The sequence below is a fragment of the Rhodovastum atsumiense genome (assembly GCF_937425535.1).
Taxonomy (GTDB): domain Bacteria; phylum Pseudomonadota; class Alphaproteobacteria; order Acetobacterales; family Acetobacteraceae; genus Rhodovastum; species Rhodovastum atsumiense.
In genome coordinates, this window is record NZ_OW485602.1 from 51,291 (window position 1) to 69,869 (window position 18,579).

Annotated in this window: 16 protein-coding genes and 1 pseudogene; 7 read left to right on the forward strand and 10 right to left on the reverse strand. The window is 65.9% G+C overall.

What is annotated here, in order from left to right; genetic code table 11:
• Window positions 1-385 precede the first annotated feature (385 nt).
• Genes minC through NBY65_RS29345 form a run of 5 tightly spaced genes read left to right on the forward strand, consistent with a single transcriptional unit; the run spans window position 386 to window position 2,735 of the window.
• Entirely contained in the window at window positions 386-1,111 is a 726-nt protein-coding gene (gene minC, locus NBY65_RS29325; protein WP_250265807.1) for a septum site-determining protein MinC, read from the forward strand.
• A 38-nt stretch (window positions 1,112-1,149) separates the two neighbouring features.
• Window positions 1,150-1,974, forward strand: coding sequence for a septum site-determining protein MinD (gene minD, locus NBY65_RS29330; protein WP_250265808.1), 825 nt, complete (start codon window positions 1,150-1,152; stop codon window positions 1,972-1,974).
• Between the two features lie 12 nt (window positions 1,975-1,986).
• On the forward strand, window positions 1,987-2,223 hold the full coding sequence (locus tag NBY65_RS29335) for a cell division topological specificity factor MinE (protein WP_250265809.1): 237 nt from the start codon (window positions 1,987-1,989) through the stop codon (window positions 2,221-2,223).
• Window positions 2,224-2,230: 7 nt separating this feature from the next.
• Window positions 2,231-2,467, forward strand: a complete 237-nt coding sequence (locus tag NBY65_RS29340) for an XRE family transcriptional regulator (RefSeq protein WP_250265810.1) — start codon at window positions 2,231-2,233, stop codon at window positions 2,465-2,467.
• 13 nt (window positions 2,468-2,480) lie between these two features.
• Entirely contained in the window at window positions 2,481-2,735 is a 255-nt protein-coding gene (locus tag NBY65_RS29345; protein WP_250265811.1) for a hypothetical protein, read from the forward strand.
• Between the two features lie 669 nt (window positions 2,736-3,404).
• Here NBY65_RS29345 and NBY65_RS29350 read toward each other — a convergent pair.
• Window positions 3,405-4,502: a replication initiator protein A gene (locus tag NBY65_RS29350; RefSeq protein ID WP_250265812.1), complete on the reverse strand. Its 1,098-nt coding sequence runs from the start codon at window positions 4,500-4,502 to the stop codon at window positions 3,405-3,407.
• An 825-nt stretch (window positions 4,503-5,327) separates the two neighbouring features.
• Between NBY65_RS29350 and NBY65_RS29355 the strand changes: the two genes are divergently transcribed.
• Complete coding sequence (locus NBY65_RS29355) at window positions 5,328-5,999, forward strand: ParA family protein (protein ID WP_250265813.1); 672 nt, start codon at window positions 5,328-5,330, stop codon at window positions 5,997-5,999.
• On the forward strand, window positions 5,996-6,448 hold the full coding sequence (locus tag NBY65_RS29360; RefSeq protein WP_250265814.1) for a hypothetical protein: 453 nt from the start codon (window positions 5,996-5,998) through the stop codon (window positions 6,446-6,448). The genes NBY65_RS29355 and NBY65_RS29360 overlap by 4 nt, the downstream gene beginning before the upstream one ends.
• A 45-nt stretch (window positions 6,449-6,493) precedes the next feature.
• On the opposite strand, the gene NBY65_RS29365 is transcribed toward NBY65_RS29360, so the two are convergent.
• The 9 genes and pseudogenes from NBY65_RS29365 to NBY65_RS29405 all read right to left on the reverse strand — a co-directional run bounded on the left by NBY65_RS29365 (window position 6,494) and on the right by NBY65_RS29405 (window position 18,559).
• Entirely contained in the window at window positions 6,494-7,690 is a 1,197-nt protein-coding gene (locus tag NBY65_RS29365; protein WP_250265815.1) for an SWIM zinc finger family protein, read from the reverse strand.
• Between the two features lie 4 nt (window positions 7,691-7,694).
• A pseudogene (locus tag NBY65_RS29370) lies at window positions 7,695-10,392 on the reverse strand (DEAD/DEAH box helicase).
• Window positions 10,393-10,704: 312 nt separating this feature from the next.
• The gene (tnpC, locus tag NBY65_RS29375) at window positions 10,705-12,057 is read right to left on the reverse strand and encodes an IS66 family transposase (protein WP_250265707.1); all 1,353 of its coding nucleotides are present in this window, start codon (window positions 12,055-12,057) and stop codon (window positions 10,705-10,707) included.
• A 453-nt stretch (window positions 12,058-12,510) separates the two neighbouring features.
• Window positions 12,511-12,894: a monovalent cation/H(+) antiporter subunit G gene (gene mnhG, locus NBY65_RS29380; RefSeq protein WP_250265816.1), complete on the reverse strand. Its 384-nt coding sequence runs from the start codon at window positions 12,892-12,894 to the stop codon at window positions 12,511-12,513.
• Window positions 12,891-13,172: a K+/H+ antiporter subunit F gene (locus tag NBY65_RS29385; RefSeq protein WP_250265817.1), complete on the reverse strand. Its 282-nt coding sequence runs from the start codon at window positions 13,170-13,172 to the stop codon at window positions 12,891-12,893. Before NBY65_RS29385 ends, mnhG begins: the two co-directional genes overlap by 4 nt.
• A complete protein-coding gene (locus NBY65_RS29390; RefSeq protein WP_250265818.1) occupies window positions 13,169-13,663 on the reverse strand; it encodes a Na+/H+ antiporter subunit E in 495 nt (164 codons plus the stop codon). The genes NBY65_RS29385 and NBY65_RS29390 overlap by 4 nt, the downstream gene beginning before the upstream one ends.
• Window positions 13,660-15,270, reverse strand: a complete 1,611-nt coding sequence (locus NBY65_RS29395; RefSeq protein WP_250265819.1) for a monovalent cation/H+ antiporter subunit D — start codon at window positions 15,268-15,270, stop codon at window positions 13,660-13,662. Before NBY65_RS29395 ends, NBY65_RS29390 begins: the two co-directional genes overlap by 4 nt.
• Window positions 15,267-15,611, reverse strand: coding sequence for a Na+/H+ antiporter subunit C (locus NBY65_RS29400; RefSeq protein WP_250265820.1), 345 nt, complete (start codon window positions 15,609-15,611; stop codon window positions 15,267-15,269). Before NBY65_RS29400 ends, NBY65_RS29395 begins: the two co-directional genes overlap by 4 nt.
• Entirely contained in the window at window positions 15,611-18,559 is a 2,949-nt protein-coding gene (locus tag NBY65_RS29405) for a monovalent cation/H+ antiporter subunit A (RefSeq protein ID WP_250265955.1), read from the reverse strand. Before NBY65_RS29405 ends, NBY65_RS29400 begins: the two co-directional genes overlap by 1 nt.
• Window positions 18,560-18,579: the final 20 nt, after the last annotated feature.

Consider the following 18,579-nt stretch of genomic DNA (forward strand, 5'->3'; position numbering starts at 1 on the left):
CCCCTCGCCCCATGGGGGGTGAAACCTCCAGCCCGGTCGATGGAGGAAAGTCACGACACGCAGTCTGAAGCCACGACAGAGAGAATGCGCCTTTACGGATCATATGCGCCAGTCTTTCGCGCACTACGTTCAGGCATTCTCCCGGCAAATCCCAGGACACAGCCGCAGCCAGCAGACGGGCTGACTGCAGGAAAAACGTTTCCGGCAGACGCATATAATCGCCCCTGTCCGGCTGTGGCCAATGCACCGACGGTGCGAAACATCAAAATTCTTGCGAAAAATACGCCTCACGGCTATGTGATTCATGCTCCGCAAAACGTGGAGCTGGAGTGACATACCGCAAGGGTGTCCGGACCGGATGGATCGCAGAAAGCGAGACGAGACCATGTCCCATGCCTTTGCGCCCACGGTTTCCGTGCGGTTGCAATCGGAAAGTCAGCCGATAGAGTTGCGTGGCGAGACTTTCGCACTGGCGACGCTTCAAGTGAATGATCCTGATCCCGAAGCCTTTGTTGCCGCGCTTGAAGCCAAAATTCGTGTCGCTCCGGAGTTCTTTCGCGGAACACCTGTCGTGATCGAGTTCAGTCCGGCCTGCCGCCCAGCCGTGACCGATGCGGCGACCGTGGTTGCGGCAGCCCGTTCGCTGGGATTGATGCCGGTGGGTTTTCGTGCCTTCGAAGCGACCATCGACGCCCAGGCGACAGAAGCTGGCCTTGCGAAAATCACAGCAGCCCCGGTCCTGGATGTCACACCTGTCTCCTCCTCGGTTTCATCCCGACGCGGCAGTCTGATCGTGCAAGGCCCCATACGGTCGGGTCAGTCGATCTATGCTGCCGCGGGCGGTGACCTGGTGGTGCTTGGTCCCGTCTCAGGAGCGGCCGAGTTGATCGCCGAGGGCAGCATCCATGTCCACGGTCCTTTGCGAGGACGTGTACTTGCAGGGGTCAGCGGTGACGAGCGGGCGCGTATCTTCGCTTCGCAACTTTCTGCCGAGTTGGTTTCCATTGCCGGACTCTACCTCTCGGCAGACGATATCCCATCCGAATTTCGCGATGTTCGTGCGCAGGTCTATCTCGAAGAAGGCTGCCTGCGTTTCGGCTCTTTGCCCTGATTTCCTCTTTCCTGTTCGCACGCGAGGAGAACCCCGTCGTGACCGAAAAGCGCGAGGCGACTGTCATCGTCGTAACTTCTGGCAAGGGAGGCGTCGGCAAGACGACCACATCTGCCGCCTTTGCCGCCGGCCTGGCTGCCCGTGGCCATCGCACCGTCGCCATCGATTTCGATGTCGGTCTGCGCAATCTCGACCTCATCATGGGATGTGAACGTCGTGTGGTCTATGATTTCGTTCATGTCATCAACGGTGATGCGAAACTCAATCAGGCCCTGATCAAAGACCGACGGCTGGATACCTTGTATTTGCTTGCTGCTTCGCAGAACCGTGACAAAGACACCCTTTCCCCCGAGGGGGTCACATCGGTGATTGATGAACTGCGTACGGATTTCGACTACATTGTGTGCGACAGCCCCGCTGGTATCGAGCACGGCGCGTTGATGGCGCTCTATCACGCGGACCACGCGATCATCGTGACCAATCCGGAGATCTCTTCGGTGCGCGATTCCGATCGCATTCTCGGCGTGATCGCCGCCCGCTCGCGCCGGGCCGAACTGGATCTGCCACCGGTGCGCGAGCACCTGCTGCTGACGCGCTATGATCCGCAGCGCGTGCAGCGAGGCGAAATGCTGGACGTGCAGTCCGTCCGCGACATCCTCGGCATCGAGTTGCTCGGCGTCATTCCCGAAAGCCAGTCGGTGCTGCGCTGCTCCAACAGCGGCACTCCCGCGAGCCTTGACGACAGCACGGATGCTGGCCGTGCCTATCAGGCGATGGTGGCGCACTTCCTCGGTGAGGAGGATACGCAGGCCGCACGTGGGCGCAATGGCGGCTTCCTGCGCCGCCTGATGGCGTGGCGGTGAGGAGACGAGGTGATGTCCTTCTTCCGCTCGTCTTCGGCCGGCGTCGCGCGGCGTCGGCTGATCGACCTGGTGGCTGATGACCGTGCGGCAGTGGCAGGTCCGGACGTGCTGGAGCGTCTGCAGGCCGAGTTCGTGGCGGTGATCCGCCGTACGCTGCGGGGTGGACGCGTGTGTGTCCGTCAGGGCTTGTCGAACCGGCTGCAGATGCTGGAGATCGACATCGATTTGCGTCCACGGGCGCGTCGCTGAGGCCGTCATGATCATCACCCCGCGACAGTGCCGCATGGCGCGCGCCGGGCTTGGGTTGACGCTGTGCGAGCTCGCCTGCAACGCGCAGGTGTCGGTGAACACGTTACGACGCTTCGAGGATGATGGCCGTGTGACCATGCGTACGATCGTAAAGGTTCAGGCGGCATTGCTGCACGCCGGTGCCAAGTTCGCGGTATGCGATACGGTGTCGCTGTCCTCGGCCGATGATCTGGCCTCCCTGTGAACGGAGGGTTGCGATGACCGATCCCAATCGTGGACTGCGCTGCATCGGCACGCTTGCGTTGCTGCTGGCCGGAGCGAGCGGCTGGGCGCTCACCCAGACCCCCACCGGCAGTGGCCCCTTCGCGGCCGCTGTGGTGGCCCTGGTGACCTTTGCCGTGCCGGCCTGTGTGGCGGGCTACCGGCTTGCCTTCGATGCCTGGCGGGATCGCTGCCGGCAGCGCCGGCTGGCACGCCGGCCGATCCGTCTGCGCCTGCTGATGCACATCTGAGGGGTCTGGTACGAAGCGCGAGTGATCTGCCGAGTCCCGGGACGCGATCTATTCCCGACCAGGATCAAAGCGCGAGTGATCTGCCGAGCCAGGATTTATGCCTTGCCGCGCCCTTCCCGGCTCGCCGCGAGTCTGCGGAGGGGGGCTCGATTGCGTTCATTTGCCGACTGGTTGCGGTTTGACGACGCATGAATGGACGCAATGGATAGGCGTCGTGCCATGTTGCGCGAGTGATCTGCCGAGTCGAGTCCGCCGGAAGGTCCGGTTATCTCCGGTGATCCCAGCATCAGGCGCGAGTGATCTGCCGAGTCCGGTATGGGCGGATCGCTTCCCGAGCCTGCCATGGTTTGGGGGTCGGGATGTGTCCTCTAAGGGACGGAGCGATATCCGCGGCCTTGCCGCGGGCAGGATCCCCCTCTTCTTAAGACTTAAGAAGTTAGATTCTTAAGTTAGTTAAGTTATAGGGCTGAATTCGTCAATCTTTTCAATGGTTTATTGGCGTTTTGCGCGAGTGATCTGCCGAGTCAAGCGCGAGTGATCTGCCGAGTCAAAGCGCGAACGATCTGCCGAGTCTGCACGAGTGATCCGCCAAATCCGGCGCCAGCAATACACAGGTTTATCCACAGATCTCGGGGTTTTATCCACAGATTATCCACAGATCCCGACCAGTTATCCACAGGGGCCGTCGGGGTTATCCGCAGCGGCGATGACATCCTCATCGATCACGTCGGTCGTCTCGTGGTCACGGGGGCGCGCGATCAGGATGGCACGGGCCGCCTTGCTGCGGCCTGTTCCACCTCTGCCCGCAGTGCCGCCCTCGCCTGGCGTCTGGCTGGGCGGGGCGCTCTCGTCGCTGGCCAGGGACAGCTCGTATTCGGGCAGGCGGTTGGCGGCGACGATGGTCCGCAGCTCACGCAGGAAATCGCGCAGGCGGTCGGTCGATGTGCCGCATTTCAACGCCAGCCTGGGCAGGCTGATGCGCCATTCGGATTGCCGGCCGCAATGCTTGCGGGCGAGTTCGTAGAGGCGGCGTTCCAACCCGCGCGTGAGATCGAAATAGCGACTGTCGATCTTGAGCACGCGGCGGTCGCGCACGATGGCCCGATACATCCAGTCGTTGAGCGTGACCTCAAGTGCCGCCATGACCTTGCGCCCGCCCCGGGTGCTGCGCTCGACGATGCGAAAATTGTCGATCCAGCCGAAGCCACGGCGTTCGCGCTCGCCGCCTGAGAGGATGTCGGTGGTGATGGTGGTCGAGCGCAGCCGGAACAGCGCGTCGTACAGCAGGTCGTAATGGTCCTTGCCGGTCGAGCGGTGGGTGGCGCGCAGGAGATCATAGGCGGCGATGCGGACGGTGCGTTCGACGGGCAGGCCCTGGTCGATGCGGGCGTTGATCAGGGTGGCGACGTAGATCAGCACGTCCTTGTCCCAGATCGTGGCGATGCCGCGCTTGCCCGGGCTGATCTCGATGGAAACGCGCCCGTCGCCATAGACGATGGGATCCATGCGCGGTCCCTTCGAGAGGGAGAAGAACGGGAATTCCATCAGCGCCCGGTCGTCGCGCATGGGCGCGTTCACCAGGCTTTCCAGGAACAGGTCGACCTGCGGCCGGCCCACGAGTGAGCGGGGCTCGACATCCGCGGCCGGCCTGGCCGGGGCGACGGGTGAGGGCGCCTGCGCCTCGGGGGCGGGAGAGAATGGCAGGTCAGGGGTGGCGGCCGGGGAAGCGGCGCGCCGTGCCCGGGCGGGCTTCCTTGCGGCTGTCATGAAGAAATTCTACCGGGGCAGACGAGTCGCCGCGAGTGTTGTCATTTCGTCATGTTGTCGTGCTGGCATGACAACAAGCCGGTATGATGGCAGCATGGCTTCCCCGGAGCGGCGGCAAAGGACCGCGCCGGGGGCCTGTTCGATCGGACACAGGAGAGGTGAGGGCCCCGGTTGCACCTGTTTTTCCATTGGTTTTGGGAAGCTGCTTCGGGGCGCGCGATTGGCTGACCTTGATGTCGTTGGGTGAAGACCCGGACTTGTTGCCATCGATGCCATGCGGCGAGCGGGTGAAGATAGAGCCATGGGGACGCTGTCATTCAAGCATGCCATCATTCCAGCATGAAGGCATATTTGAATAAAGCGATCCAGAGGGTCGTGGCAGTTTAAGATAAAGTACTACGATTCAGATCCTGCGCCGGATGGAAGGGGGCGACGTCGCATCGCTTATTCATATAAGCCGTCATTCTGTCGTGAAAGAATGATGGCATGATGGCATATGATCCTGGCCCAGGAAGGTGGATTGGATCTGCCCGTCCACTTCCCTTCCGGCAGCGGGAAAAGCGGCTTCCCCTTCCAACTCTCGCACCTGAGCCGGGTTCACCAGCGACCCGGTGGAGTCAATCGGCATTTCATCACGATGTCATGCCTTCATGATGGCATGATGGCGAATCATGCTGCCATTGTATAAAGCTATTTTAAACAAATGCTTATGCTGGATTGACGACCAATGATGCCAGCATGACAAAAAGACATCGGCAAGGCATGATGGCATTGCTCGCGTCGTTCCGGACCGGGCCCGGACAGGCGGATGATGCAGGAGACACCATGGCGATCATCACACTGGCGCAGACCAAGGGCGGCTCGGGCAAGACCACTACCGCCGAGGTGTTGATCGCCGAATTCGCTCATCGTGGCCGGTCGGTCGCGGCCCTTGATCTTGATCCCAACCGTCCGCTTGGCCGCTTCGTCGCCCGCAGTGCCGACCTTGGCGGCGTCCATGTGGCCGTGCCTGGCCCCGAACACCGCGTCTCCGATCTGATCGCCGACCTCTCCACGCGCGTTGAGGTCGTGATCATCGATCTGATGGGGGCCGCCACGCCAGACATGATGGTGGCGATCGGCTTCTCGGACGCTGTCGTCATTCCATCCCAACTCTCCGAGCCGGACGTGCGCTGCGGCATTGAGACCTGGCAGATGATTCGTGAAGTTGAACGTCTTGGCCGGCGGGAAATCCCCAAGGCGGTCCTGTTCACCCGCACCAGCCCGGCCTTGCGCACCCGTGCGCAGGAACACGCCCGGCGACAGTATGAAAAGCTTGCCATCCCGGTACTGCGCACCGAGTTCATGGAACGAACCGCCTTCAAGGAAATGACTTTCACCGGTCTTGCGCCGAACCTGGCGGACCGTACAGGGAATGCTGCACGCAACGTGATCGCCATCTTCGAGGAGATCATGGCGTTGCTGCCGGCGCCTGTCGGGGCGGAGGCCGTGGCATGACGACGGGGAAGGGGCGGGAGCGACCCGCGCTCGGCGATGTCGACCTGAGTGATCTTCCCGCTGCCGCGCTGCCGCAGCCTGACCCCGCCGAGGTCGAACGCCGTCGCGCCTTTGCCAGCAGCCTCGAAAGCCGCGATTTCATCGCCCGCAGCGCCGGCAGTGGTCTGGTCAAGGTGGTTCGCCCGGATCCGGGCCTGGCCCCGGCCGCCGCCCCCCCTGTGCCACCGCGTCGACTGCGCAGCGAGGAGCCGAATTTCACCGTCCGCCTGCCCGAATATGTGCAGCAGGCCGTGCGTCTCGAGGCGGTGCGGCGCAAGACCACGGTGCGCCTGCTGCTGTTGCAGGCGCTGCGTGATGCGGGCTTCGAGGTGCATGAGGAAGACATGACCGATGACCGCGGCATCGTCTCGAAACTGCGCAGCCGCAACCGGCGAGGTGACACCCCTTGATGGCCGGAAGGAATGTCTGAAAGGTCCGGTCGGGGGCTGTTGAACCTATTTCGTCCGCTGGGCCGGGCGAGGCATTGCTTTCGGTCGGGTGGTTTTCACCTTCGGGCCGGAGACGCGTTTCTGTTTTCCGGATGATGCCTGCCCAGGGGAGGCCGCCGGCGAGGCCCCGGCGGTCGCCGTTTGCTGCTGCAGGATGACGGCTTCGACGAAAGCTCGCGTGATGACAATGCCTGGCTTCGGGGCGGGTGACCGGGCTGGCGTATGCCTGGGGGGCGGTTGCGGGGAAGGCAGCGCGGAAGCGTCGGTCCTGGAGGGGAGTGTCCTCGCAGCTTTTGCCTTTGAAACATGCGCTGAGACAGGTGGATGCCTGGAGCCGGCGTCCGGAGCAACGGATGCGGATAGACCTGCCTTGGCAGCGCGCGGCCGGGCCACGGGGGGGACCTGGTCCGCTGCCACCGCTGCTGTCGAATTGTCGCGTGCCTTTCGGCTCCTGCCTGTCCCTTGTGGCGCGACCGGCGCTTCGGCCGCCGCCATATCCAGGCCGAACAGCGCGGAAACGTCCTCAGTCCCCAGGATCCGGCCGGTCGCGGGCCCCTGATCCGGGATGGGCAAGGCCGTGTCGATGCTGGCCACCAACTCCTTCTCATTCACCCCGCGCAGGCGGAACAGCAACTCCGGTTGGTGATCGAGCCTTGCACCGACGCCGTACAGCACGGCTGCCACGTGCTTGCACATCAGCGCATGGTCCGGGCAACTGCAGGAGAAGCGGATCTCCGACGGGTGCGGGAACAGTCCCCCCTGCTGTCGGCAAAGCCGCTCCATCACCCCATTAGAGAAGCGTCCTTGCAGCAGTTCGACCACGGAATCGATGCGGCCGGTGCAGTCAGTGCAGATCCGCCGCCACTGCGCTTTCGACGTCTCCTTGATGGTGATGCAGACATCGTAGAGCTCTGACCCGCTGACCATGGCCGTGACCCGTCCCGGTGCGATCTGCAGGTCCACCACCGAGCCGTTGCGCACATAGGTGCGGCCGCGTGGCAGGCGGCTCTCGTAGTCATGGTAGCTTTCCATGTTGTCGCACCATGCGCGTCCCCAGAACGTCGTCGCGATGAGGCGCCCCGCGATCGTTACTGGCGCAACAGGGTGTCCGCGCTGGCGCAGCTTCGCCACGGCGCGTTCGGCGTTGCGGCGCCGCTCGGCCACCGGAACATACGGCGCCCATCCTCCATAATAGCGGGACATGGCGTCACTCCTTCATCGCCGCATTCAGATCGAGCGCCACCATCTGCAGCAGTGCCGCGTCGCTCATTTCGGTCAGGTTGATTTCCCTGCCTCCCGTCAGCAAGGCATCGGAGAGCCCTTGCTTCGATTCGATCAGCGTGTCGATCTTCTCTTCGACTGTGCCGCGGCAGACAAATTTATGCACCAGTACGTTTTTCTTCTGCCCGATGCGGAAAGCCCGGTCGGTCGCCTGGTTTTCCACGGCCGGGTTCCACCACCGGTCAAAATGCACGACATGTGAGGCCGCGGTCAGCGTGAGCCCCGCGCCACCGGCCTTGAGTGACAGCACAAAGAACGGCACGGTTTCATCCGCCTGGAAACGCTGTACCAGCGTCTTGCGATCCTTCACTGGGGTCTGGCCATGCAATACCAGCCCCGCGCGCCCGAAAATGCCGCCCAGGAAGGTTGCCAACGGTGCCGTCGCCTCCCGGAACTGGGTGAACACCAGCATCTTTTCCTGGCGCGCGGCCACCACTTCGGCGATCTCGCGCAGACGGGCCAGCTTCCCGCTTTCCGTCTCGGCCCAACTGCCGTCGCCCAGCCACTGCGAGGGATGGTTGCAGACCTGCTTGAGGCGCATCAGCATTGCCAGCACCAGCCCCCTGCGCTGGATGCCATCAGCTGTCCCGAGTTCTTCAGCCAGTTCTGCCACCGCCTGCTCGTACAAGGCTGCCTGCTTGCGGCTGAGATGGCAATGTGCCTTGACCTCCGTCTTGTCAGGGAGATCGGCGATGACCGCACGGTCGGTCTTCATGCGCCGCAGGATGTAGGGGCGCACCAGCTCGCGCAGTGGCGCGTACGGGTTTTCGCTCCGTTCGGCCAGGACCTTGGTATAGCGGGTGAACTGCCGGGTGCTGCCCAGCAGCCCCGGGTTGATGACATCGAAAATCGACCATAGATCACCCAGGCTGTTTTCAACCGGTGTTCCGGTCAGCGCGATCCGTGCTTGCGCCTTCAGGGCCCTGGCCGCCCGGGTCTGCTTGGCATTTGGATTCTTGAGCGCCTGCGCTTCGTCCAGGATCAGCAGCCGCCACGCGATCTCGCCAAGAACCGGCATCCGCAGCAAGGTGGCGTAGCTGGTGATGGCCAGATCCAGCCCGGCCGCATCGGCTGGCGTGAACTGTTTTGCTTCCTCGGCCGTCATCGCCGAGGGATGCAGGATCCGCGCCTTCAGTCCGGGGGCGAAGCGTGCGATCTCCGCGCCCCAGTTGGCCAGCAGCGATGCCGGAGCTACCAGCAGGCAGGGCGGCAAAGCTGTCCCATTGGCTTTCTGCCGCTGCACCAGCAGAAGCGCCAACACCTGGATGGTCTTGCCCAGGCCCATGTCATCGGCCAGGCATGCCCCCAGCCCGAGCCCTGACAGCAGGTGCAGCCACTGCACGCCTGCCTTCTGATAGGGGCGCAACGTGCCATGCAGCGCCGGCCCGGGATCGACACCGGTTCCGTCCGGTGTCCGCAATGCCTGCAGCGCCTCCGCCAGCCATGGCCCCGCGGTCACATGCGACCACTCGGTCACGCCGCCATCCGTCTTGTCCTGCGTGACGTCGGCGCCCGCCAGCAGGCGCATCGCCTCGGCGAAAGGAAGCCCCTGCGCGCGCGCCAGTTCCTCGGCGGCCCGGAACTGCCGCAGAGTGCGGTCCAACCGGGTGCGATCCACCTCGACCCATTGGCCACGCAGCAACGCCAGCCCAACGGTGTCGGCAAGCAGCGCCTGAATTTCCGCTTCGCTCAGGGCCTCTCCGTCCAGCGTCATCGCCACAGAGAAATCGAGCAGCCCATCGAGACCGAGCTTCGATGGGGGACGCGTGCCGATTGTCGCCGTTACGTGTGGACGAGCGGGGCGGTTGGCGCGCCATGTGGCGGGCATGCGCAGCACCACGCCTGCGCCCTCCAACGTCGCGGCGCTGGCGAGGAAGCGTGAGGCGTCCTGCGGGGTCCAGCGCAGCGGGTGGAAGATTTCCCCGCTATCGACCATCTCCCGCAGCCAGGGGCAGGTTTCGGCGGCACGCTGCACCGGCAGCAGCAGCGCCAGCAGCTTGCTGCGGTTCGCGGCCCCTGCATATTCACGGAGCGCTTGACCCAACGGGAGATGCTGTGCCCGCCCCTGGGCCGAGAGTTGCGTCGTGTAAGTTGCCATGAAGGCGAATGGCGCTTCAGGATCACGGCGGTTTTCGGCGAGGTTGAAATGCACACGGCCGACCAGGTTCCAGGCCGGGTTCAACCGCTTGAGGAAGCCCTGCAGGTCGGTGCCGCTGCTGGCGAGGGCAGTTGTGGTTGCCTGCCCCATCTCGGCCCACAGATTGCGCAGCCCATCGACGGTCAGGTACTCCGATCCCGGCATCATCGGAGCCGTGAGCGCCAGCGTGGCAAGCTCGGCTTCTGGCGGTGCCGGGATGTCGGGCAATTCCCGCTCCGTCACGCCAGCTGATTGCAGGCACAAAGTGGTTACGTAGCGTGTCGCGAAACCTCGCCACCAAACGAAAGCCGGATGGTAGGGCTCGTCCGACCTCTCCGGCACCGAGCTGCAGCAGCCCTGACCCGGCGCTCTGGACGAATGCGGCCTCGAGACGTGTCGCCACGACCGCGTCCATGGGGGGCGCATCCTTGGCAGGCTCGCAGAGAAGATGCCCCTGAGGCGTCAGGCGCAAACCAAGGCTGGTCATGCCAGGGCCAGGCTGCAATTTGCCCGGCGCAAAAGACCAGGGCTCGGGCCTGAATCCAGCCGCGGGCACAAGACTCTGCCAAGAAAAGGCACGGGATCCGAAGGTTTTATGGCCCTTGGCCGGTCCAGGGCAACGCCCTGGTGGGGCAGGGGGACAGTATGGCTGCTGTCGGGGGATGCTCCCATGGCGGGATAAGCGAACGGAAATCCTGGCTTTTCCTGATTCCGGGCGGTCGCGTGAGTGATTAGCATGAGAACAATCTGATTGTGGCGCACTGAACGTAATTGCTCACCGGGTTGGCTGACGCTGGGTTCAGGCGATGGCGAACGAACCGTCGATGAGAGCGCGGACGGCGTTGAGAGCGGTGGTTCCTTTCAGGCGGGCCGTCCCGGTGACCGATCGGTAGCCGGCGTGGACCTTGGCACCCCAGGCTGAGCGGAACCCGTTGGTGACCTTGCGGAACACCACGGAGGGCCGGATTTCCTGCTCGCTAATGTTGTTGGTCGGCGGAACGCGCCGGTCATGCAGGAAGACGAAGAACTTGTTTCGCCAGGCTTTGATCTGCCGCTGCAATTCGCGTCCGGCCGGATGAGCGGCCGGTATGCCGAGCAGGCGATCCAGGCGCCGCTCGGCCTGGCCGGCGTAGACGGCGAGCGTGCTGTCCTTGAGGGATGGTCGACGCTTGCCGATCCGGATCGCCCAGCGCAGATGGTCGCGGATCTTCGGAGCGCACACCGTGTCGCCGCAGTCGATGGCGTATTGCACGTCACGCAGGACGTGGGCGAGGCAGACCTGATGGGTCTGGCCCAGTTCCTGCTGCCCGGCGTAGCGATCTGAAACCCATACCTCGGGCCGGTGGCCATCGAGCACCGCCTCGGCCACGGCGCGTCCCCGCCCTGGCGCGATCTCGTGCAGGATCGCCTGCTCGGAGACGAACACCCACTGCCAATGGGTGACGCCGTCGATGCGGGTGGTGGTCTCGTCCGAGGCGATGACGCGGGCCTGCAGCAGCTTCGCCTTGATGGCCGCGCAAGCCGTGTCGAGCTTGCCTGCCATCCGGCGGAAGGCATTGGCGATCGCCCCTTCCGAGATGGAAAGCCCGAACAGCTCCTGGCACATCCGCGACAGGCGCTCGAAGCCGACGTGGTGGCTGTGGTGCAGGTAGGCCAGCAGGGCGTGGATCCCCGGTCCGAACGGCGTGCCCGGTGGCATGCCCGCCGGCGTCGGGGCGCGATAGCGCCGGCCGCAACCGCGACACCGTCCGCCGAACACTTCGACCCGCGTCACCTGCGGGCGGACGACAGGAAGGTCGACGTGGTCGTAGCGCTCGCGGCACTGCTGCGCCGTCTCGGCCACGGCCGTTCCGCAGTGCGGGCAGGCCTCGACCAGGCAGCGTTCCGTCTGATCGGGGGTGTCCGCCAGGGGCCGCGCCGCCCCCGGTCGCGAGGGGCGGGGTTTGCGCGACTGCTTCCGCTCCCGGTTCTTGCGCCCCGGGCCATCCTGGGACGGCGGAAGGCTGGAATTCGACGACGTCTTCCGCGGTTTGCCAACCAGCGCTTCCAACTCGGCGATCCGCGCCGCCATGCGCTCAATCAGCGCCGCCTGCTCCAGCAACAGTGCGTCCTTTTCAGCCTCGGTCAGCCGGATGCGAGGAGGTGTCGGCATCCGGATTTTGATTCACATCTCAGCGCCCAGCGCAACCCCCTCGCGCCAACCCCGTGAGCAATCACCACTGAACTGGCAATATGATCGGAGCTTCAGGCGCCACGACGCCTGACCTGTCGTCCCATCACGGCAACTGACCTGATTTCAGGTCCCAAGCCTGCGTCGAAAAACCTGAACGCCATCCTCACGTGCATTCGAGTTCGCACACCATTCCCTGACAATCATGTGCTGGGACAGGCCTGCCACCGGATATCCAGCTTTGGAATTGCCCCCGGATCTGCCGGTAGATCTTTTGGATAAGTCCTTGCTTTGGCCATGGAATTGGATTTGTGGCTTCCTTCTCATTTTACGTGATAAGCCAACATTATCGCGTCTGATCTGGAGCCGGTCGGCGCCGTTGTTCCCGGTTCGTGCTCCGAACCGTGCTATTCTGCCCGGCCGCAGGAAGGCCGCTCAGCCCCCCTGCGCGCGATCGACCCTGCTTTCAGTGGGCAAGGGGGGCGGCGGAACCTCCTGGCTGCCCTCCCGCTGGTCACGGGAGAGGGCGGCGCGCGCGAGCAGGATCACCGTCACGGGCGTGGTGACGACCACGGCAGCGGCGATCAGCAGCTCGTGCAGCACGAAGCGGGATTGCAGCACGGAGAAGAACAGCATCGAGGCCAGCAGGACGCAGCCGATGCCCAGCGTCGTGCCGAGCGTGGGCGCATGGATGCGGTCGTAGAAGTTACGCAGCGTCACCAGACCGATCGCGCCGACAAGGCACAGGGCGGCGCCGAGCACCAGCAGCAGCGACACGGGCAGGGCCGCCCAGGTCGGGAGGTCGAGGGCGTGCGTCACTCGATCACCTCTCCGCGCATGAGGAACTTGGACAGCGCGGCTGTCGAGACGAAACCGAGCAGGGTGATCAGCAGCGCCGCCTCGAAGTAGTACGTGCTGCCGGTCCGGATGCCGAAGACCACCAGCAGCGTCGCGGCGTTGACGTAGAGCACGTCCAGCGCCAGCACGCGGTCCTGCGCCCGCGGCCCCCACAGGATCCGGATGGCGGCAACGCCCATCGCGGCGACCAGGAGAAATTGCGCCAGCAGGACGGACCAGCCGAGCACGGCGGCGCTCATGTGAAAATTTCCATCAGCGGCCGTTCCCACTTGTCCTTGATGATGCGGACCCAGGCGTCTTCGTCGATGAGGTCGAGCACATGCAGCAGCATGGTGCCCTCGGAGTCGTCGTAGTCCACCCAGAGCGTACCTGGCGTGGCCGTGATGATGCAGGCCAGCGTCGCCAGGCCGTAGGGGTTGCGCATGTCGAGCGGGATCCGCACGAAGCCCGAGCGGCGATGCCGGGGGCTGCCCAGTCGCAGGATGATCCGCGCGACGGCGGTGTTCGACCGGACGACCTCCACGAGCACGGTCCACAGCAGGCGCGGGACGGTCCTGCCCAGCAGACGCAGCCGTCCCTGCGGAAGCGTCAACACCGTTGCGGTCGCGGAGATGACAAGGGCGAGCAGGGCCCCAAGCAGGACGTTGCCCGCGGAGAGGCTGGCGGTCAGGAGCAACCAGATCGCCAGCAACGCGGGCATCAGCACGGGGAAGCGCAGGCGGCGCGTCATCTGCGCTCTCCCGGGGGGGGGGGCGGAGGCGCATGCACGCTGCGGAGATAGTCCCGCGGGGTGTGCAGCGCGTCCGCGGTCGCCTGCATGTACTTCATGGCCGGACCCGCGCCGATGGTGAGCGCGCCGCAGAGAACCAGCAGGAGTGCGACCGGCGCGATCTCGACGAGACGGATGCGGGGAATGGTGGCGGCGGGGGAGGTCCAGAAGGTGTCGATGCCGGTCCGGAGCATGGCGACGACCGTTGCGAGCCCCGACAGGACCAGGGCGGCCAGCAGCGCCCAGTTCATCCCCGGCACCCCGGTCCCCGCGGGGCCGAGCAGCGGGGCCAGGATGGCGAACTTCGCGATGAAGCCGGAAAGCGGCGGTAGGCCGGCGAGCAGCAGGGCGCAGGCGAGAAAGGAGGCGCCGAGGATGGCCACGGTGCCGGGGATGGGGATGCCCACTTCATCCCGCTCGTCGGGGAACTCGTCCTCCTCGCCCGTGCCAAAGGCCGCGCGGGTCACGGCCAGGACGTCGGCGCCGACTTCGCGGCCGCGCTCGACCAGCTCGATCAGCAGGAAAAACGCCGCGGTCGCGAGGACGGAGCTGGCGAGGTAGAACAGCGCGCCGCCCGTGACGGCAGCCTGCCCCACCCCGGCGGCGGCGAGCAGGGTGCCGGAGGAGACCAGCACGCTCGCCCCGGCCAGTCGCGCCATGTCCTGCGCCGCCAGCACGGTGATCGAGCCGAAGGCGATCGTGAGCAGGCCGCCGGCCGTCAGCCAGGTACTGCCGAAGCCCGCGGAGAGGCCGGCGGTGTCGCCGAACAGCAGCAGCCAGACGCGCAGCACCGCGTAAATGCCGACCTTGCTCAGGATGGACAGGATCGCCGCGGCCGGCGCCCCGGCCGCGGCGTAGGTGCCCGGAAGCCAGAAGCCGAACGGCCACATCGCCGCCTTCACCAGGAACGCGACGCCGAGCACGGCGAGGCCCGCTTCCAGCAGGGCGCGGTCCTCGGCGCCGATGTCATGCACGCGCGTCACCAGGTCCGCCATGTTGAGCGTGCCGGCGACGCCATAGGCCACGCTGACCCCCACCAGGAACAGCAGCGAGGCAACGAGATTGATGACGATGTAGTGCAGCCCGGCCCGGACGCGCGCGGTCCCCGAGCCGTGCAGCGCCATGCCGTAGGAGGCGGCCAGTGTCACCTCGAAGAAGACGAACAGGTTGAACAGGTCGCCTGTCAGGAAGGCCCCGTTCAGCCCCATGAGCTGGAACTGCAGCAGCGGGTGGAAATGCGCGCCCGCGCGGTCCCAGCGCGCCAGCGAGAAAAGCAGGGCCGCAAGGCCGAGCACGGAGGTCAGCGCCACCATCATCGCCGACAGCCGGTCCAGCGCCAGGACGATCCCGAAGACCGAGGGCCAGCTGCCCAGCCGGTACATGCGCACATCCGGCGTGTCGGCGACCGCGACCAGCACGACGGACAGCGCGACCAGCGTGACCGTCGAGGCGATTCCGAGCGCCACCGCCACGCCGCGCCGGCGATCCGCGGCGAGGATCATGGCCGCGCCTGCCAGCATCGGCACGACGATCGGCGCGATCACCAGGTGGTCGGTCCAGCCGCTCATCGCTCGCGCTCCCGGCCGTCCACGTGGTCCGTCCCGGTCAGGCCGCGGGCTGCCAGCAGCACCACCAGCAGCAGCGCCGTGGTGGCGAAGCCGATGACGATCGCCGTCAGCACCAGCGCCTGGGGCACGGGGTCGGTGTACTGCACGAGGCTGCCGGCTTCGCCCCGCTCCAGGATGGCGGTTGCGGCGGTGCGCAGCCCGCCGGTCGAGAAGATGAACAGGTTCACGGCATAGGACAGCAGCGACAGGCCGATGATCACCTGGAAGGTGCGTGGCCGCAGCAACAGCCATACGCCGGATCCGGTCAGCACGCCGATGCCGAGCGAGACGACCAGTTCCATCATTCGCCTCCCTGCGCGACGGGGGCTCTCTCGCGTTCCGCGGGAGCGGCCGGCCGTCGGGGCGCGGAGCGGTGGCCGCGCAAGGACTGGTGGGCCAGGGCGACCAGCATCAGCAGCGTGGCGCCGACGACAAGACCGAACACCCCCAGGTCGAAGACCAGGGCGCTGGCGATCGGCACCTGTCCGATCAGCGGCAGGTCCTGATAGCCGAAATAGGATGTCAGGAACGAGCGGCCGAACGCCCAGGCGGCAAGACCGGTGCCGGTGGCCAGCAGCAGCCCCGTTCCCATCCAGACGAGGGGATGTAGCCGCAGCCGCTCTTCCGTCCAGTCCCTGCCGCCGATCATGTACTGCGCGAGCACGGCGATGGCGACGACCATCCCGGCCGAGAAGCCGCCGCCGGGCAGGTCGTGGCCGCGCAGCAGCAGGAACACCGCCACCAGGACCATGACCGGGAACAGCAGCCGGGTCAGCAGGAAAGGCACCTGCAGCCAGCCGGCATCCCGCCTGTCCCCGCCTTGCACCGGGACGGCGGCCCCCGCGATGGTGCCGTCGCGCTGCTGCTCGGGGATCTCGATGCTCTCGGGGGCCGGGCGGAAGCGGCGCAGCAGGGCGTATGTGGTGAGTGCCACCGTCGCGACGACGAAGATCTCCCCCAGCGTGTCGAAGCCGCGGAAATCCACCAGGATCACGTTGACCACATTGGTGCCGCCGCCTTCCGTGTAGGCCCTCTCGAGGAAGTCGCGCGCCAGCAGGTCGGGTGGCGTGCGTGTCATCACCGCGTAGGACAGCGCCGCCAGCCCGCTGCCGGCCGCCGCCGCGATGGTCAGGTCGCGTCCCCGGCGCGTGCGTGTCAGCACCTCTGGCCCGCGCTCTCCGGGGGTCTGGTGCCGCTGCGGCAGCCAACGCAGGCCGAGCAGCAGCAGCACGGTCGTCACCACCTCCACGGTCAGCTGTGTCAGTGCGAGGTCGGGTGCGGAGAACCAGACGAAGGTCAGGCAGATGACCAGCCCCGTGCCGCCGGCCAGGACCACCGCGGCGAGGCGGTGGAACTTGGCCTGCCAGGCCGCGCCCAGCGCGCAGGCGCCGCCCACCCCCCAGATGAGCGCGAGCACCGGATCCACCGGCGAGGGCGGGAGATTCCCCGGCCCGAAGCCGCGCAGCCACACCGCGCCGGCCCCCGCAAGGATGGCGGCGCCGACGATCAGGCGGAGCTGCGGCTGCAGGCGCCGCGTGCCGGCGAGCTTTTCCAGTTGCCTTGCCAGGCGCCAGGAGAGGAAGACCAGGGCGCGCTCGAAGATACGCCGGCCTTCCAGGCGGCGGATCAGCGGGGGGCCTTCGATGCGGCTGCGCAGCCGCCTTTGCAGGAGCAGATAGAGCGCCACGCCGCCGACCATCGCGACCACGCTCATGAGCAGGGGCAGGTTGAAGCCGTGCCACACCGCCAGGCTGTAGTACGGCACGTTGTCGCCCAGCACGGCACGGACACCGATGGCGAGAAAGGGACCGACCGTCGCGGCCGGCAGCAAGCCCACCATGATGCATGCCAGCACAAGGACTTCCACCGGGAAGCGCATCCAGGCCGGCGGTTCGTGCGGGCTGCGCGGCAGATCCGTCGGATCCGGCCCGAAGAAGGCGCCGTGGATGAAGCGGAGCGAATAGGCGACGCTGAAGATGCTTGCCAGCAGCGCGGCGAGGGGGAGCACGTCGAGCGGCCCCGACAGCAATGTCCCGGCCGACAGCGCCTCGGCGAAGAACATTTCCTTGGACAGGAATCCGTTCAGCAGCGGCACGCCGGCCATCGCCGCGGCGGCGACCAGCGCGAGCCGGGCCGTGAAGGGCATCGAGCGGTTCAGGCCCGACAGGCGTCGGATGTCGCGCGTGCCGGTCTCGTGGTCGATGATGCCGACCGCCATGAACAGCGAGGCCTTGAAGGCGGCGTGGTTCAGGATGTGGAACACCGCCGCGACCAGGGCCAGTTCGCTGTTCAGGCCGAGCAGCAGTGTGATCAGGCCAAGGTGGCTGATGGTCGAATAGGCCAGCAGGCCCTTGAGGTCGTTCTGGAAGATCGCGATGTAGGCGCCGAGCAGCAGCGTGACCAGGCCGGCCATCCCCACGATCAGGAACCACGCTTCGGTGCCTGCCATCACCGGCCACAGCCGTGCCATCAGGAACACGCCCGCCTTCACCAGCGTGGCCGAGTGCAGATAGGCCGACACCGGCGTCGGCGCCGCCATCGCGTGCGGCAGCCAGAAATGGAAGGGGAACTGGGCGCTTTTGGTCAGCGTCCCGAGCAGGATCAGGATCAGCGCCGGCAGGTAGAGCGAATGCCGGCGGATACGGTCCCCCGCCGCCAGCACGGCATCAAGGTCGTAGCTGCCGACGATGTGGCCCAGTATCAGCACGCCGGCGAACAGGGCCAGCCCGCCCAGGGCGGTGATGACCAGGGCCATGCGCGCGCCATCGCGGGCGGCGGCGGTATGGTGCCAGTACCCGATCAGCAGAAAGGAGAAGAGGCTCGTCAGTTCCCAGAAGAAAACAAGCTGGATCAGGTTGCCCGAGACCAGAACTCCCATCATCGCGCCCATGAAGGCAAGCAGGAACGCGAAGAATCGCGGCACAGGATCGTCGGAGGACATGTAGTAGCGCGCGTAGAGCACCACGAGCGCCCCGATCCCGCTCACCAGCCCGGCAAAGAGCCAGGCGAAGCCGTCCATGCGAAGTGCCAGATCAAGCCCCAGCGAGGGGACCCACTCCACCCTGGCCCGCAGCACGCCGCCCGCCGAGACGGTCGGGTAGGCTGCCCAGACGAGCCCCAGGCAGGTGAGTGCGACCACGCCGGCCAGGCCCGAAGCGATGTTGCGCGCGTGCGTCGGCAGCAGCCCGGCCACGATCGCACCGGCGAAGGGAAGGGCCACCAGGGCAGGCAGGAGCAGGGCGTCGGGCATCATGGGGTCTCAGGACACGG